At 33.8% G+C, this 16,436-nt stretch carries 17 protein-coding genes; 2 read left to right on the top strand and 15 right to left on the bottom strand.

The window, feature by feature from the left end; translation table 11 throughout:
* Positions 1–89 precede the first annotated feature (89 nt).
* Positions 90–1,079 carry a tryptophan--tRNA ligase gene (trpS, locus tag C2I06_RS00630; protein ID WP_095330015.1) on the top strand — a complete coding sequence of 330 codons (990 nt, stop codon included), beginning with the start codon at positions 90–92 and terminating at the stop codon, positions 1,077–1,079.
* Positions 1,080–1,404: 325 nt separating this feature from the next.
* On the opposite strand, the gene C2I06_RS00625 is transcribed toward trpS, so the two are convergent.
* The 5 genes from C2I06_RS00625 to C2I06_RS00605 all read right to left on the bottom strand — a co-directional run bounded on the left by C2I06_RS00625 (position 1,405) and on the right by C2I06_RS00605 (position 6,534).
* Positions 1,405–2,151, bottom strand: coding sequence for a YjbA family protein (locus C2I06_RS00625; protein ID WP_047942457.1), 747 nt, complete (start codon positions 2,149–2,151; stop codon positions 1,405–1,407).
* Between the two features lie 342 nt (positions 2,152–2,493).
* Positions 2,494–3,249, bottom strand: coding sequence for a DUF2268 domain-containing putative Zn-dependent protease (locus tag C2I06_RS00620; RefSeq protein WP_235850257.1), 756 nt, complete (start codon positions 3,247–3,249; stop codon positions 2,494–2,496).
* Between the two features lie 346 nt (positions 3,250–3,595).
* Positions 3,596–4,018 (bottom strand): Fur family transcriptional regulator, encoded by a 423-nt coding sequence (locus tag C2I06_RS00615; RefSeq protein WP_163187663.1) that lies wholly within the window; start codon positions 4,016–4,018, stop codon positions 3,596–3,598.
* Positions 4,019–4,283: 265 nt separating this feature from the next.
* Positions 4,284–5,525 carry a beta-ketoacyl-ACP synthase II gene (fabF, locus tag C2I06_RS00610; protein ID WP_047942462.1) on the bottom strand — a complete coding sequence of 414 codons (1,242 nt, stop codon included), beginning with the start codon at positions 5,523–5,525 and terminating at the stop codon, positions 4,284–4,286.
* Positions 5,526–5,595: 70 nt separating this feature from the next.
* Positions 5,596–6,534, bottom strand: coding sequence for a beta-ketoacyl-ACP synthase III (locus tag C2I06_RS00605; protein WP_095330017.1), 939 nt, complete (start codon positions 6,532–6,534; stop codon positions 5,596–5,598).
* 389 nt (positions 6,535–6,923) lie between these two features.
* On the opposite strand from C2I06_RS00605, the gene C2I06_RS00600 reads away from it, so the two are divergent.
* Positions 6,924–7,322, top strand: a complete 399-nt coding sequence (locus tag C2I06_RS00600) for a hypothetical protein (RefSeq protein WP_095330018.1) — start codon at positions 6,924–6,926, stop codon at positions 7,320–7,322.
* A gap of 64 nt (positions 7,323–7,386) precedes the next feature.
* Here the strand turns inward: C2I06_RS00600 and C2I06_RS00595 are convergent, their stop codons facing one another.
* The 10 genes from C2I06_RS00595 to C2I06_RS00550 form a co-directional block, all read right to left on the bottom strand.
* Complete coding sequence (locus C2I06_RS00595; RefSeq protein ID WP_163187661.1) at positions 7,387–8,163, bottom strand: Cof-type HAD-IIB family hydrolase; 777 nt, start codon at positions 8,161–8,163, stop codon at positions 7,387–7,389.
* 21 nt (positions 8,164–8,184) lie between these two features.
* Entirely contained in the window at positions 8,185–8,862 is a 678-nt protein-coding gene (locus C2I06_RS00590; protein ID WP_123259087.1) for a transaldolase family protein, read from the bottom strand.
* A 146-nt stretch (positions 8,863–9,008) separates the two neighbouring features.
* A complete protein-coding gene (locus tag C2I06_RS00585; protein WP_235850258.1) occupies positions 9,009–9,452 on the bottom strand; it encodes a PTS glucitol/sorbitol transporter subunit IIA in 444 nt (147 codons plus the stop codon).
* The gene (gene srlE, locus C2I06_RS00580; RefSeq protein WP_123257246.1) at positions 9,433–10,455 is read right to left on the bottom strand and encodes a PTS glucitol/sorbitol transporter subunit IIB; all 1,023 of its coding nucleotides are present in this window, start codon (positions 10,453–10,455) and stop codon (positions 9,433–9,435) included. Before srlE ends, C2I06_RS00585 begins: the two co-directional genes overlap by 20 nt.
* A gap of 16 nt (positions 10,456–10,471) precedes the next feature.
* The gene (gene srlA / locus C2I06_RS00575; RefSeq protein WP_095330020.1) at positions 10,472–11,023 is read right to left on the bottom strand and encodes a PTS glucitol/sorbitol transporter subunit IIC; all 552 of its coding nucleotides are present in this window, start codon (positions 11,021–11,023) and stop codon (positions 10,472–10,474) included.
* Positions 11,024–11,038: 15 nt separating this feature from the next.
* Complete coding sequence (locus C2I06_RS00570; protein ID WP_095330021.1) at positions 11,039–11,488, bottom strand: transcriptional regulator GutM; 450 nt, start codon at positions 11,486–11,488, stop codon at positions 11,039–11,041.
* An 11-nt stretch (positions 11,489–11,499) separates the two neighbouring features.
* A complete protein-coding gene (locus C2I06_RS00565) occupies positions 11,500–13,434 on the bottom strand; it encodes a BglG family transcription antiterminator (RefSeq protein ID WP_123257245.1) in 1,935 nt (644 codons plus the stop codon).
* A 118-nt stretch (positions 13,435–13,552) separates the two neighbouring features.
* Positions 13,553–14,353: an SDR family oxidoreductase gene (locus C2I06_RS00560; RefSeq protein ID WP_123257244.1), complete on the bottom strand. Its 801-nt coding sequence runs from the start codon at positions 14,351–14,353 to the stop codon at positions 13,553–13,555.
* A gap of 253 nt (positions 14,354–14,606) precedes the next feature.
* Entirely contained in the window at positions 14,607–15,626 is a 1,020-nt protein-coding gene (locus C2I06_RS00555) for a BMP family ABC transporter substrate-binding protein (protein WP_249928263.1), read from the bottom strand.
* Positions 15,627–15,648: 22 nt separating this feature from the next.
* Positions 15,649–16,434 (bottom strand): Rossmann-fold NAD(P)-binding domain-containing protein, encoded by a 786-nt coding sequence (locus C2I06_RS00550; protein WP_123257243.1) that lies wholly within the window; start codon positions 16,432–16,434, stop codon positions 15,649–15,651.
* Between the last annotated feature and the right edge of the window lie 2 nt (positions 16,435–16,436).

Genomic DNA, 16,436 nt, shown 5'->3' with positions numbered 1-16,436 from the left:
AAATAAACTATTAAATAGAATAAACCGCTTGATTAGAAACATCTATAAACTAATCAAGGGTCTAGAATACATATTGGAGGAAGTATTTGATGAAAACTATCTTTTCTGGGATTCAACCAAGCGGCACCATTACATTAGGGAATTATATAGGTGCATTAAGTCAATTCGTGGAGCTACAAGATGAATACAATTGTTTCTTCTGTATTGTGGATCAACATGCCATTACAGTGCCTCAAGATCGCATGGTACTTCGAAACAATATTCGCAGCCTAGCAGCTCTGTACTTAGCTGTAGGAATCGACCCTAATAAAGCGACTTTATTTATTCAATCAGAAGTACCAGCCCATGCCCAAGGAGCTTGGGTGATGCAGTGTATTTCTTATATCGGCGAATTAGAAAGAATGACACAATTCAAAGACAAATCAACTGGTAAAGATGCTGTTTCTGCTGCATTATTAACCTATCCACCATTAATGGCTGCAGATATCCTTCTATATAGTACAGATATTGTTCCAGTTGGAGAAGATCAAAAACAACATCTTGAATTAACTCGTGATCTAGCCGAGCGTTTTAATAAAAAATATAATGATATTCTTACTATTCCTGAAGTACGCATTCCAAAAGTAGGAGCTCGCATTATGTCCTTACAGGATCCTACAAAGAAAATGAGTAAATCTGATACAAATAATAAGGCAACCATCACTTTATTGGACGAGCCAGCACAGATTACGAAGAAGATTAAAAGTGCGGTAACAGACTCTGAAGGTATCGTTAAATTCGATCGAGAAAATAAACCAGGGGTTTCCAACCTTTTATCAATTTATTCTATTCTTTCAGGGGAAAGTATCCAAAGCCTTGAAGAAAAGTACGAAGGAAAAGGATATGGAGATTTCAAGTCTGACTTAGCCAACGTTGTAGTGGATGCATTAAAACCAATTCAAGAAAAATACAATGAGCTAATGAATTCAACTGAATTAGATGACATTTTAGACGAAGGTGCGGCAAAAGCAAATAAAGTGGCAGGGAAAATGATTAAAAAAATGGAAAACGCAATGGGATTAGGACGTAAACGTCGTTAAGCCCCTCCCTTATCAAAACGATGGTTAACGCCATCGTTTTTTTATGCTCCAAATCAGTAGGGGGAAGATATTAGATGGGGAATTACAGTTGACACGAATTTATGGGATGTGTGAGAAAAAATATATCAGGGGCAATTTGTCTTTATAACAGAGAAGCCTTCCCTGTTACCTTTTCCTGATGAAATTTCGCAAAATGACGAATAAAACCCAAACAATCACTGGAAATATACTTGCTATCTCCTCAGAGTGTTTGGGTTTAACTTAGTGCTAGGATACTTAAGTGGCAGGCTTTTTTATCCTATTAATTTTATTAAATTGGTTACTATTAATTTACTTTCGGACCATGCTCCATTTCCCAAAGCTTTTCAAAAAAGGGCTGACCTTTTATAATATTCTCACAAAACTGTTCATGCTTTTTAGACCATCCGTATTTTGTACACTCATATAGTTCATTCCATGCATGCTCAAAATCTAAATGCTGAATTTCAAAATAGCGTTCTGGGCTCCATTCTGTATACCAATAACGAACTTCTGCTACGTTTTCAGAAGAATGTAGTTGATCTAATGCCATAAACAGTAATTGCTTTAATTGCCTTTCTTTTCTCGTTAATCCATTCATCACATGAGGATCAGGTGATAGTATATGGAACTCCTTTTTCTCTTCCGTGTTTTGAAAATTATAATAAATCGTTTCTTGATTTTCAAGCAATTCATAGGCCAATTGTTCTTGTCTAGGTATCATTCGGCTTTTTCGAATGGGAACAGAGTATCCGATTGTATCTACTACTAAAAGACCAATCCCATCAGAAACAACAAAACAATAATCTAATTGAATTCGTTCATGATTCTTTCGTAGATATGCCTTCTGATAAATCTCTTCTAATAATTGTCGTGGTATTTCTGCCAAGTCATTTTCTATGTAATTGTATAAGCATGAATCTACTTTCAAAAGTGGAACTTGGTCCAATAATTCAACACCATCATCTTTTCGCCATTCATGAAAGTGACATACATTATATCCGTTTTCTTCCCCTTCAAACCAATTTACCCAAACATCATGAAGATACTGCATATTTTATCCCTCACTTCAACAACTGTTTGTCCATAAGTATTGTCAGAGCTTAGTAAATTTATTCCTATTTTCAAAGGATTATTTTTTTTATGACGATTTTCTCTTTATGTTCCAGTTTCCCTAGTAATAGGCATACATATAGCGGAATATCATTTTTCTCTTTAAATATATTGCTAAAGTTCATCCTAAAAATTGAACAATCATTTTTATAACCTATTAACATAATATGTACAAACTTTCGCTAACATGTCTTTTTTATAAAGAGGAGATCCCCTTTCAATGTTCCCATAAAAAATAGACGAGCTATTCTGCTAAACTCGTCATTCAAATAGTAGTATAGTATTACAAAAAAGCTTCACTATTAATTGTGAAATGATCTTTTTCTAAGATTTTTTGCTTGGAATGTAAAGAATTCACAAGATAAAAACCTGTATTATAGCCAATAAGACGGGGATAGCGTCTATAACCATACAATAAATCATCATGTTTCTCTTCTGTTTTCTTTACATGTAAATGTTCCTTAAGCTCTGTCTCCCAAAATTGCTTTATTTCTTCTTCATCATACAAGTGACACCAATTAGCATTATAGGCTTCTCCGCAGTTTTCTTTCACCGCAAGCTCCGCTAATCCTTCCATTATGATGGAATCTAGTAAGGTATAATCCTCTATAGCTTTCTTTTGGTAATGAATTCGGCATACATGATGATATTCATGAATAAAAAGGGCTTCTAGCTCTTTTTCATTTTCGACATCATCAATAAATAAGAAGAGTTGATCAGGAAACGATACACCAGATTTATTTTCGTCTCCTCTCCAAGAAGACTGAAAAGGAAATACGTATATAGGTATATCTGGCCCCTTCCATTTTTTCTTATACTTAAAAAAAATCCGTTCTACTTTACTCCACGTATCTTGTTCCTTCATCTTCTCAAATGCTTGTCTCGAATGTCTTGATGGCTTATACATCCCAAATCTCATTAAATATCGATATATATTTTGAGGCTTATCTCCATCAAATGCTGATTGAAAATGTTCACATATTGTAGTTGGTTCATAAAAATTATCTTCTAACCATTTATTTGTTTTGATTACCCCCACTGCTATTTCCCCTCTTCATTCTTTTTCCTATTCATTTAAACAGTATATGGAAATCGAAATTAGAGGTTCCAGAGCTGGCAGCGTATTGATACTAAATGACTTACTATTTAACCTTGATAGCAGTCAGGCTTTTCAAAACCTCCCTATACAAAAAAGGATAGACAATGAAGAACGCACTCCCAGTTCTCCTTTGTCTATCCTTTTCTTTGTAATCCAAATAAATTTGTATATTTAGCTTTATTTCTGAAAATCTTTCAATATTCTACTTCCACATCCACATCGGATGGAATGCTTTAATTTTTTGATTGGTTGTTTACATTCTAAACAAATAGTTTCTTGTTTTCGTTCATGCTTTTGAACACTGCTCACAGGTTCCATAAAATTGGAGGCTGTGGGAACTGATATGGAATTTAGATATGGATTTCGCAAATGCCTCTACCTCCCTTAACGTAGGATACCAAATATCAACTATTTCTCCGCAATCACTACAGACAATATGATAATGCTCCTCTTTCTTCCATTCATATTTACTTAATCCTTCTCCGAATTGTATTTCTTTTAATAATTGTAATTCCGTAAATAAATGAACATTATTATAAACAGTTGTAATACTAACCGAAGGCATATTCTCATTTAGGACATGGTAAATTTCATCTACTGTCCAATGCTTGTTGTCTTTAGAAAGTATATTAATTAATTCTAGCCGTTGTGGTGTTAAACGTATATTTTTTTCTTTTAAGAGGTTTTTAGCTCTTTCTATACTAAGCATAGAATTCTTCCTTTCTACGTGATATGCTAGTTCACCTTCTAAAGAAAGCGTTTTCTTTATAAATTGATTCATTCCGAATTTTCTATGTTAAATAATAGAATTATAGTTTTAATTATATACACTTTATAATAATAGTCAATATTAATTTAAAATTATTATAAATAAAGGAGATTTTATTTTAACATTAAAAAACTGCTAAGCCTCGATTAATAAATGAAGCTTAGCAGTTTTTTTATTAAATGCTCTTTCAAACAAAATCCATGAATTATTGATATTTTTTAAACACAATTGTAGCGTTATGACCGCCGAATCCTAGGGAATTACTCATTGCTACATTTACTTCTTGTTTTCTATGTGTATTGATAACATAGTCTAGATCACAATCTGGATCTGCTGTTTCAAAATTTATTGTTGGTGGCACGATGCTATCTTTTATTGCTAATACGCTAAAAATAGCTTCAATTCCCCCTGCTGCACCAAGTAAGTGACCTGTCATTGATTTGGTTGAACTCATTGGTACTTTATAAGCATAGTCTCCAAATACTTCTTTGACTGCCATTGTTTCAAACTTATCGTTATAAGCAGTACTTGTACCATGTGCATTAATATATGAAACATCTTCTGGAGTAAGTCCTGCATCATTGATTGCCATTTTCATTGCTCTTGCTCCACCTTCGCCTCCTGGTGCAGGGGAAGTAATATGATAAGCATCTCCAGTCGAACCATACCCAACTATTTCTGCATAGATTTTAGCACCTCTCGCTAATGCATGCTCTAATTCTTCAAGAACAACGATTCCTGCTCCTTCTCCGATAACAAAGCCATCACGATTTGCATCAAATGGTCTGCTTGCTGTTTTTGGATCTGGATTGAAAGATAACGCAGTATTTGCACAGAAGCCTGCTACTGACATTTTAGTAATCGGCGCTTCTGCCCCTCCAGTAATCATCGCATCAGCATCGCCACGCTGAATTACTTTAAAGGCATCTCCGATTGAGTTTGTACCCGTTGCACAAGCAGTAACCGTACAAGAATTCACGCCTCTTGCTCCTAATGTAATCGATACCTGTCCTGATGCCATATCTGGAATTAACATTGGTACGAAGAAAGGACTTACACGTTTATATCCTCTTTTTTGGAAAGTTTCATATTGATTTTCGAAAGTCTCCATTCCACCAATACCAGACCCAATCCAAACCCCAACACGCGGTGCGTTTTCATCCGTAATTTGCAATTCGGCATCCTTTACAGCCATCAGGGAAGCTGCGACTGCATATTGTGTAAAGCGATCCATTTTTCTAGCATCTTTTTTATCCATAAAATCCTCTGGATTAAAGTCCTTCACTTCTGCAGCAACTTTAGCTGGATATTCATCTGCATTTATTCTAGTTAATGGTCCAATCCCAGAAACTCCAGCAACAATATTTTTCCAGGTAGTTATTGCATCATTACCAAGCGGTGTTACAGCACCAATACCAGTAACAACTACTCTTTTATTTGTACTCATGACTTTTTCTCCTTTTTTGTAATTATCATCAACTTAAAAAGTATGTTCTATTTATATAGGAAGTAATTTATTATCTACCCCAGCGCATTGCAATCGCGCCCCAAGTCAGACCTCCACCAAAACCAACCATTACAAGTACATCATCATCTTTGATTTTACCAGCCTCTAATTCTTCCACCAATGAAATCGGTATAGATGCAGCACTTGTATTTCCATATTTATGAACTGTCTTCGATAGTTTTTCTTCCGGTAAATTCAATCTTTGTCTAGATGCTTCCATAATGCGAATATTAGCTTGGTGTGGAATAAGGAAGTCTACGTCTTCTTTAGATAAACCAGCTTTCACCAAAACATTCTCACTGCTTTCTCCCATTTGGCGAACAGCAAATTTAAAAACTTCTCTACCATTCATGTAAATATAGTCTTCCTCATCTAAATAAAGATGTTTTCCACCAGAACCATCTGCCCCTAGTTCAAAAGAAAGAATGCCTCTTCCTTCAGAAACTTTCCCTAATACAGCAGCTCCTGCACCGTCACCAAAAAGAACAGCAGTATTGCGATCTTCCCAGTTCGTAATTTTAGAAAGCTTTTCTACCCCAACTACTAGTATATATTTATAAACTCCTGTATCAATAAATTGTTTTGCAGTTATCATCCCATACATAAAACCTGCACATGCAGCACTTAAATCCATCGCTGCTGCTTTTTTAGCTCCTAGTTTCTCTTGAATCATACAGGCAACAGAAGGGAATGATTGATCTGGCGTAACAGTTGCCACCATAATCATATCAATATCTTCTGGGTGAATACCAGCATCATCAATTGCTTTCTGTGCTGCAGCTAATGCAATATCAGATGTATCTGTATTGTCGTCTGCAATTCTTCGTTCTTCTATCCCAGTTCTTGTTCTAATCCATTCATCATTCGTATCAACCATTTTTTCTAAATCAAAATTTGTTAAAATTTTCTCTGGAAGTTCACGGCCAATACCAATTATTCCTGTTCCCAAAGCTTTCAGCTCCTTTATAGTCACCGGTTATCCGGTATATGTTTCGTTTATGACTGTTAATATGAACAGTCTTTTCATAAAATCTTATTAGAATGATTGCTACAATAATGCCAGTCTGGTTGAGTTTAAATCGGTGCCTTTTGTAATTCACAAACAAAGAAGCTTACCATTTTCTTCGTTTCTCCTAACTGTTATTCAAGAAAAAAGAAAATAGTATTCATACAGTATATATTATTATCAATTATTATGACTTGGTACTAATTTTATCAAATTCCTCTACCCTTTTGCAACATATTTTACTTTCTATTACATTGGTCTAAGCATTCCTTGATATTTATCATAGCATATTAAGAGCATCATTCCATGATCGTGAAATAGGAGGAAATATTGTGGAGGATTTTAAAGATGAATTCTATGATGAAAAAGACAAGGAAAAAATAGAAGAGGAAGAAATTGAAATTGATCACTTTTCCATGTTTATGTTTGGTACAAACCGTCAATCCGTTAGAAAAAAGCAACAGATTGAACATTCTCAGCATAACGACAAGGAACCATCCTACAACAGAAGAGAGAAAGGGGATGATTGGATTCTTGGAAGAAGTGGCGGAAATACAAAGCAAGTGGAAGAAAAAGATGAAAATGTAAATATTGATGCGGTAGCAAATTTTTTAAATCAAATTGACATGGAGCTTCTGATTAAAAACGTTGATATGTTTATGACATCGGCAAATGACTTAAAGCCTATTTTTAAGAAAATTACCCCATTTATAAAAAAATGGATGGATTAACTTTGCAAGATATCATTACTTGTTAATCCATCCTCTTTTATTATTTTTAATTTTTACTAACGGATCAAATGATTCCACATAATTGCAATCCATTTACAATACCATCCTCATCGTTACTAGTTGTAACATAGCTGGCTGATTTTTTCACAATATCAAATGCGTTTCCCATTGCAACTGGATATTTAACGAGCTCAAACATTTCTAAATCATTTAATCCGTCTCCAAATGCATACGTATTCTCAACAGAACAATTTAAATGAGTTAACAAATACTTTATGCCCGTTGCCTTTGACTTTCCTTTGGGGTAAATATCACATCCATAAGGTGAATTTCTTATAAACTGAAAATGTGGGAACTTCTCCTGATAATAGACTTCTTCATCCGGTTCACAAAAAATTAACATTAAATGAACGGGTTCTTGATTGTACAAGCATTCATTTATAGGAGGATATTTCCCACCTACTCTTTCATAATTCTTCCTAATTAAAGTAGAACCCTCATTTGTAACACAAATCTTTTCCGCATTATAGAACGCCATTTCATGCCTATTTTTAATTGTATCCAGATGAAGTTCTTTTACTACACTTACTTCTAATGGATTTTCATAAATCGTTGTTCCTTTATACACTACATACTGTCCATTCATAGCAACTACTGAATTAATACCTGTTGCTTCTAATATATATCCTATTTCCATTAATGTTCTACCTGTAGCTATAATAGGCTCAATCTCGTTTTCCATTAATTTTTTAATTGCCGCAATAGAACTATCTGACACAGTAAGCTCACTCGTCAGAAGTGTTCCGTCTAAATCAAAAAATACAATTTTGTTCGTTTCCATATTTGTTTCGCTCCCATTCATTTACTTAAGAAGGGGATTTCCACCCTTTCCAAACGTATCCTTCCACTGACTCTGAAAGACCCTAACATCTCTAGTAGTTGCTGGAAAATCAATTAATTTTTCAATTATTTCAGGAGCTACAGTTATAGTATGAGCTCCAGTTAAACATGCTTCATAGACCTGTTGTACGTTTTTAAAACTTGCCGCTAACACCTCTGTACTAATTTTATGTGTGGTAAACAGAGTAATTATTTCACTCACTACACGAATGCCATCTCCAGATAAATCATCAATCCGATTAACATAAGGAGCAACATACTTTGCACCTGCTTTTGCCGCGATTAATGCTTGAAATGGAGTATATATCGTTGTGGCTAACGTTGGTATTTTTTTAGCAGTCAACGCTTTTATTGCTTTTATCCCTTCTTCCGTAACAGGAATTTTTATAATTATCTTCCCTGAAATCCTTGTTTGGAAATACTCAGCTTCCTTTACTATTTCACTTGCATTATCTGCGATAACTTGAATAAAAAGCTCTTTCTCTTCTCCTATTATTTTCCGAATATCTTGAAGAACTTGAATATAGGGCTTTTTTTCCTTTACGAGAATAGAAGGATTAGTAGTCACACCAGAAATGGGATAATATTCATTTATTCTTTCAATTTGCTCATAATTTGCTGAATCAATATATAGTCTCATGGAAAGATTCTCCTCTTTTCTTTTAAAAAAATTTAGCAAAAAATTAAAAATAGAAGATTCCCAATTCATTATCAACATGCACCTTATTTTTACTTAACTCATTGCAATGTTTATAAATTCTAATTGGAAATCTCCTATCGAATCTTTTACTCGGAAACAATTCGTATTTTCGTACCAATTTCTAAAACTGGCATGTCTTTATCTTCTATATAAAGAGTACCAGGAAGTTCAGGAGTTGTGGCCCCATTAAAGCGTAAAGTAATATGTCCCATAGATGTTAAATTTTGTTCTACAATTTCGCCAACAGATGTTATTTCATATGATTCATTATTTATCATTACTTTCTGACCTGTTTTTATCCTATCCTTGACACCAACTACTTCAATTCCGTAGCAAAATTCTGCTAATTCTTTAGGTGCTCCCTCTCCAAAGAGAATGATCATCTTTTCTTCTACAAAGCTTGTGGCTAATGGCCCTATACTATTAATTGTGTTTTCGTAAATTGTTTTCATCTTAACCGGCATATTGAGATGCCATTCGCCTCCATTAGTTGTTTTATTATCCTCTTTCTTAATTACTATATAATCCAAAACTTGCTAACCAAGCAACGAATACTCGTGGTACCCCTATTAAAAATCTTGAATATAAAACGGACGGTACCCCTACTTCTACTGTTTCTGCTTCTGCCTCTGCTAGACCTAACCCGACAGGAATAAAATCTGCTGCACATTGTGTATTTATAGCAAAAACTGCAGGTAACGCTAAGTTCGGTGGGATATTCCCCTTACCAATTTCAACACCTATTAAAGTTCCGATAATTTGGGCAATTACCGCCCCAGGTCCTAATAACGGTGATAGAAATGGTAAAGAGCATATTAAACCGATTAATAAGAGACCGATAATGTTTCCTGCTAATGGAGACATTAAATTAGCGAATACGCTTCCAATTCCGGAACCTTGAATGATACCAATTAATAATGATACAAATGCCATAAATGGAATAATTGTATTAATTAATGTTTGAACTGCTTCACGACCAGCTTGATAAAAAGTACTGATTACTTTCCCTGCTCCAAGCCCTATTTTTGTAAGAAGTCCTTGTTTATGATTTTCAGCCAATGTTTGAGAGATTTTTTTGTCTGTACTATATTTATATTCTTTCTTAGGTATATTATCTTCCTTATCTACTGAACTCGCATTCTCCAAGACAGCTTCGTTTTCCATAAGTTCAATTTGATTTAATCCTACCGCAGACACATAAATATCTTCTGTGATAAATTTTGCTAAAGGACCACTTTTCCCTGTAGGCATTATATTAATCGTTGGTATTCTTTTTTGTGGATAAATCCCACATCTTAATGTCCCACCACAATCAATAATTGCAATGGCAATTTGCTCATCAGGTACAGAGGTTTTAAATCCATTAACCGCCTCCACTCCTGTTAATTCCACAATTTTATCAACTATATCTGGCTTTGCTCCTCCACCAGTAATATATACAATTTTATTTCTTTGCTCCGTTGGAGTAACTATCAGCGGACCACCAAATCCACCATTCCCTTTTTTTATTTTTATCGTTCGATAATGTGCCATATCGGTATCCTCCATCTTAATGATTTAAATTCACTTCGGAATTTAATTTTATTCCTTGCTGTTTTTCTACCATTTTCGTTGTAAAATCCGTAATCCAACCTGCGAAGAAATTCATAACTAATCCCACAAGGAAGTACCTAACCGCTAAATCAGCCGTGCTAAAGCCTAATTGTTCTATTCCTGCAGCAATTCCTAGGAAAATAAATAGCTCTCCTGGATTAATATGAGGAAATAGTCCATTACTTGTGTGACAGAAGTAAGATGCAGATGCATAATAACTAGGTTTATATTTCTCTGGTAAAAATCTTCCTAACGATAATCCCATTGGATTACCTAACATAAATGTCCCTAATAATGGCAAAACTAAATATCTTAATAATGGATTTTTGGAAGAAGCCGACGCTAAACGATTAATGCGATTTTCACCTATTAATTGAATGATAGTATTCATCGCTACCAGTAGTAATAACACTACTGGAACTATACCTGTCATCCAGGAAATGAACGTCTCTGCTCCTGTATCAAATAAATTTCTAAATCCTTCAGCAAACTTTATGATATAATCCATGAATTACACCTCTTCTTATTTTTTAAATGAAACGGCATTTTCTGCTCGTATCATCATTCTTTTAAAGAAACTATCTTTTTCTGGCACGACTCCACCATTCATAATTATCTTGTAATTATTCGAGGCATCTAAAATTGCATCTCTTAGTAATTTATTGCAATGCTTTAAATCTTCTTCTTTTAAATTTCTAATATTCTTATCAAGAAAACCTGGCAAATCTCGAAATTTCGCCATTACGGTGACTCCTTGCATTTTTTTTGCGGCAAGGATTCTGCCATTTTTATTGATTGCAAACAAAACAATTGTGCCTGCTTTAATCCGACCAGGTTTCTTCCCAATCGCTACTTTTCCCATTCTTCTTAGTTCCGAATAACCTTTAGTAAAATGTTTAATCTGTAAAAATCCCAATCCCATTTGAATAACAAATGCTCCTGCTATTAAAAGCATAATTATAATTAGTTCCATTCATTCACATCCTAAATATCCTTCTCTATTCCATCCTCGAGATAAAGACATAAATCTTCATATTTTTTAACTTGAATTAATTTATTCACTAATTTTGTATTAGAAGATATATTAATAATTTCATCATAAATTTTCACTAATAAACTAGCATCATATTCTGTATGTTCTGGTAAAGCTAACAAAAACACTAACTTTAACGCATGATTATCCTGCCAGACTGTTTCTGGAAAAATCCCTACCGCCAGCTCTATTTTGTCTGACTGATAATTGAGGGTATGTGGAAGTGCAATATATTTATCAAATATCATCGACCCTTTTTCTTCTCTTATTTGCAAGCGCTGTTTGAAGCCATCATCCACATAACCATTTAAAGTTAGCTGATCAACCATCCAATTTAGATTTTCTGAGTAACTTAACGATTTATCTAAAATAAAGAATTTTTGTTTATTTAGCAGTAGTTTAATAACAGAATGGAAACTTGTACTACTATTTTCTTTTATTTTAAATTTATCTAAGTAACTAATATGTTCGATTTGTTGCAGAACCTTTTTCTCATCAAAGATTTCATTAAGGATAACTAACGGCGTTTGAATGGCATAGGGTATATTAACTGTCGAAAAGACAATATCATACTTATCTAATGTATTCTTACTTAATTCATTTTCAGAAAAGATATCTATTTTAGTATGGGGGTCGAGTATTTTTTTCAGCTGCATTGCGACAATTTTTGCTGTCCCTCTACCAGTTCCACATACCACTACTACCTGTTCTAATTTCTTTAGATTGTCCTTGTTATTCTCAATGAAAATACCAAAGTATAATGCGATATATCCTAGTTCTTCTTCTGAAACTTTCATTCCATATTCTTTGAAAATACTTTCTCCAACTATTTCTGACATTTGATATGCCAAGGGGTACTTTCCTTTGATATCTTCTAATAAAGGATTTTTCAACTGGATATTAAACATTAATCGATTTATCATAAAAGTAAGATGATATTGTAAATCCTTATAAAAATCTCCACTTTCTTTTACCTTATTTAAATTAAACCCTAAATAAGTGATGCTATTATCCAAAAGATTCGTGATTTCCTTTGTTACTATAATACCTTCAATGGAATGACTATTAATTGGTGTCCTTCTCCCGACGATTGGCAATGCAATAAAAAGAATCTCACATCTAGGTAGGTTTATAGATAATTTCCTTTCAAGAACTTTGCCTATTTCTAAGGCTATATTGAAATCAGGTGAATTTACTATCTTATGGTAGTTATCATCCATTTCTTTTATAGAGTGACCTTTTAAAAAACGATCAAGCATAATAATAATAGAATGAAGTAATCTATCTTTCGTACTTATCTCAAAGTCATAATGATTGGCCACTTCTATAATTGCTTCTTTAATATCTTTATCCAATGAATCTTCGGTGAAAAGATATGGAAATAAATTATCCAGTATAAAAAATCGCAAATCTATTTCTCTACCTTTTAAGTACATTCCCTTGTTCTGTTTTCCTTTGATGGCAAGATTATACGTTTCAAGAGCCACTGAAGCTTTTTTTAATTCATTCACTAATGTTGTTCTTCCTAAATTTAGCTCAAAGGCCATTTCATCCATAGTTATTATTCCATCATCATTCAATAACATATCGATAACAGTTGCGATTCTTCTTTGAGGTGAATCAACCATTTGAGAGAGTTTATTAAACTGCTCTATAACCCTATTAAGCTTTTCCTGATTGTGGATTTTCAAAAAAAAACCTTTCCCTCTTTCATTAATCAATTCAGCTATTCCTTCTAATTCTTTATTAAATTGCTTAATAACTAGCCGAACTGTTCTTGCACTTATCCCCATTTGTTGCGCAAGATAATCTAAAGGACAATACATTTTTTTAGCTGTTAATTCTATAATTTTCCCTATGCGACTACTGGAATTTAAATCAGCCATTTAATTACCACACCCTTATATCCTGTTGTTCATATATGAACTATGCTTATATTCAATTCACTAAATATATCATAAAGCATTGGTATATTAACTGATTTATTCATTAAATGGTTAGTTATTAGCCACGTGATTTTCCACCTGATATATTAAAGGTTGTCCCTGTAATATAACTAGCTCTATCTGAAGCAAGATAGGATACTAAATCACCAACCTCTTTTAATTTCCCCTCCCTGCCAATCGGAATTGATTTACTGTAATCAGTTGATAGATCGTCTACAGTAACACCTCGAGTATAAGCTAAAGCTTCATTGTAAGCACTCGTGCGTAAACCTGTTTTCTCTAATATTCCTGGAGCAATAGCAACTACGCGAATATTATATGTCCCTAACTCTTTTGCCCATGCGCGAGAAAATGAGATTAGCGCTCCTTTGGTAGCAGAATAACAACTCTGACCTGCCGATCCTTCTTGACCAGCTTCAGAAGCAACATTAATAATTACCCCTTTACCTTGCTTCAGCATTTCCTTTGCTGCCGCTTGTGCACAAAGATATGGACCTTTTTGATTAACCGCAACCATAAAGTCAAAGTCTTTTTCATTTAATTCATATTGTGGTTTTTCTCCTTTTATATCAACTAGCAATCTTGGTAAGTTCACACCAGCATTATTAACTAAAATGTCAATCTTTCCATATTGTTCAACAACTTTATTAATCATTCGATCAATACTTTCTTTATTGGTGACATCACATTTAATAAGAAAAGAACCGTCTGCTTGCTGTCCCTCTTCTCCTACTAAATCAGAGATAATCACCTTCGCACCATTATTAACTAACTCTTTTGCAATAGCAAAACCAATCCCAGAAGATCCACCTGTTACAATGGCAACTTTCCCTTCCAGGTCTAACCATGAATTATTCATTTAAATTTCCCTCCTCATTATTAAGCGTTTTCATTTCTATGTTTTTTAGTATAAAGCTCATTCTTTATTACATTAATACCTTTATTTGCACATAATTGTGCAGACTCCTGTATTAATTTAAAAATGTATGATTTCCTTCCATTTCAGCTAAAGCTGCGAGTATTCCTAGTCATTTTTTAAATTTTTTTGTTCAAAAAAAAAACAATTTTTCAAAAGATATCAAGCTTTCTTTCGAGAAATTGTTTTTGATTTTCTATTTTAATTTAATTTCATCTGGCAACTTGCCTGTATTCTTATAGCGGTCTAAGTCTTTTTCCAATCGTTCTATAAACTCTTTATCTACATTGGGGCTATATTTCCCTAGAAAAATGGTATCATCTCTAATCCCACAGGAGCGATTTCCAGACTTTAGTTTGCCTTCATCAAATGCTTGAGCAATTTGCCCATAAAGCTTGGGGATATCTTGAATGGTGCTTGTTAAGACAGCATACTTCCCAATAGTGGACTGATCTGAAATATATCCAATCGCGTATAAACCATTTTCTTTCATTTTTTCCAGGATCCCCACATGAAAACTATCACCAACTGGATAAACCACGTCTACATGTTGACTGATCTCCTTATCTAACAGGTTCATTGCCCTTTCACGGTTATCCCAATCATTAACGAATTCTTTCAAGACATCTACATCCTTATTGATATAGTGGACGCCTGCTTCAAAACCAGTGGCTTCCTCTTGCCATTCGTATGCACCAATAACCCCAACCTTATTTGTTCTTGTCATATGTCCAGCAACCATCCCGCCAAAAAAGCCCATCGGATAATTCTCTAGTCTAATATTACTTGTATTCGGTTGTGTTGCAGGTTCTCTTCCATTTAAACTAACAAAATGGATGGAGGGAAATTTATGAGAAAGAATGTTAAAATACTGCACAAAGTTTCCGCCGTGGCCAAAAATTAAATTGACCCCTTTTCCCTGTAATTCCTTCACTGCTCTTTCTGCAACTGTGTAAGAATCAATAGACTCTTTATAAAACACATCTACCCCAAGTTTCGTATGTATATTTAATAATCCTTTATATCCTTGCGTCCCCCATGCCTGATCATTTACTGTTCCAACTACAAGAAGACCAACTTTTTCTATTTTCCCTTGTTTCTCCAGTGAACTATTAAAGAATAGAAAAAGGAAAAGAACACACGCCATTAGAGGAAGGATAAAAAAAAGCTTTCCCCTAATTATTGATTTACGAATGTTCATCCATGCACTTTTCATTGTATTTACTCCTATAATACTGCTAAATTCTATTAAATAAGTAATGCCTTTTTTGCTTTTCTATGTTATCCTCTATCGTCCCTTTGTTTTCAATGATTACTTCTTGTAAATTTCGAGATAATTGCAATGTCTTATTTGTTTTTGGTATATCCCATTGTAATTGTTCTAAGCATCTTTGCCAATGGTTTATTTCCTTACTCTTTAATAGAATATCATTATTTTTTCCTTTCGTTGTCATTTTTACTACTTCCCTTACCGCATCTTCAATAAAAATTGCATCCATTGTATACTCGCGTACATTTAACTGAATATCGTTCTTCTCTTTTCCCTCTACAATCTGTTGAAATAAAAAATCATTTGGCTGCCACGGACCATAAAGTGTTGGTAGATGAATTACTTGTATATCATGGTCAACTAAATTATCTTTTAAAAAGGTTGCAAACTCTCTTTCTGACTCTATAGAAGTAATATTCACTAAAAAAATCAACTTTTTACCGCAGCTCTTTTCTTTATCTCGAAAATTTGAAAACAGACTTTGGACCTTTTCGTATATTGATATTTGTTTTAATGTATAAAGGTCAAAATATATATGTTGTACATTTGAATCTTGGAGAATAAAAGGGAGCTTATCCAAGCTTTTCTCACTAAAATTCGCATTGCGCCCAATTTCCATTTTCTTATCTTCTAAATCTTCTATCGAAACTTCCGGATAGGAGATGCCGATTATTTTCTCTCCTTCTTCTAATAATGCGGAGCATATATGAAAGCCCACAAACTGATAAACGCCAAATATTACAGCTTTCTTCATGA

Origin of the sequence: Niallia circulans, assembly GCF_003726095.1 — a bacterium.
GTDB classification, from domain to species: domain Bacteria; phylum Bacillota; class Bacilli; order Bacillales; family Cytobacillaceae; genus Niallia; species Niallia circulans_A.
Note: the sequence above shows the minus strand (reverse complement) of the source record. Positions and strands in the feature narration are given on the sequence as shown.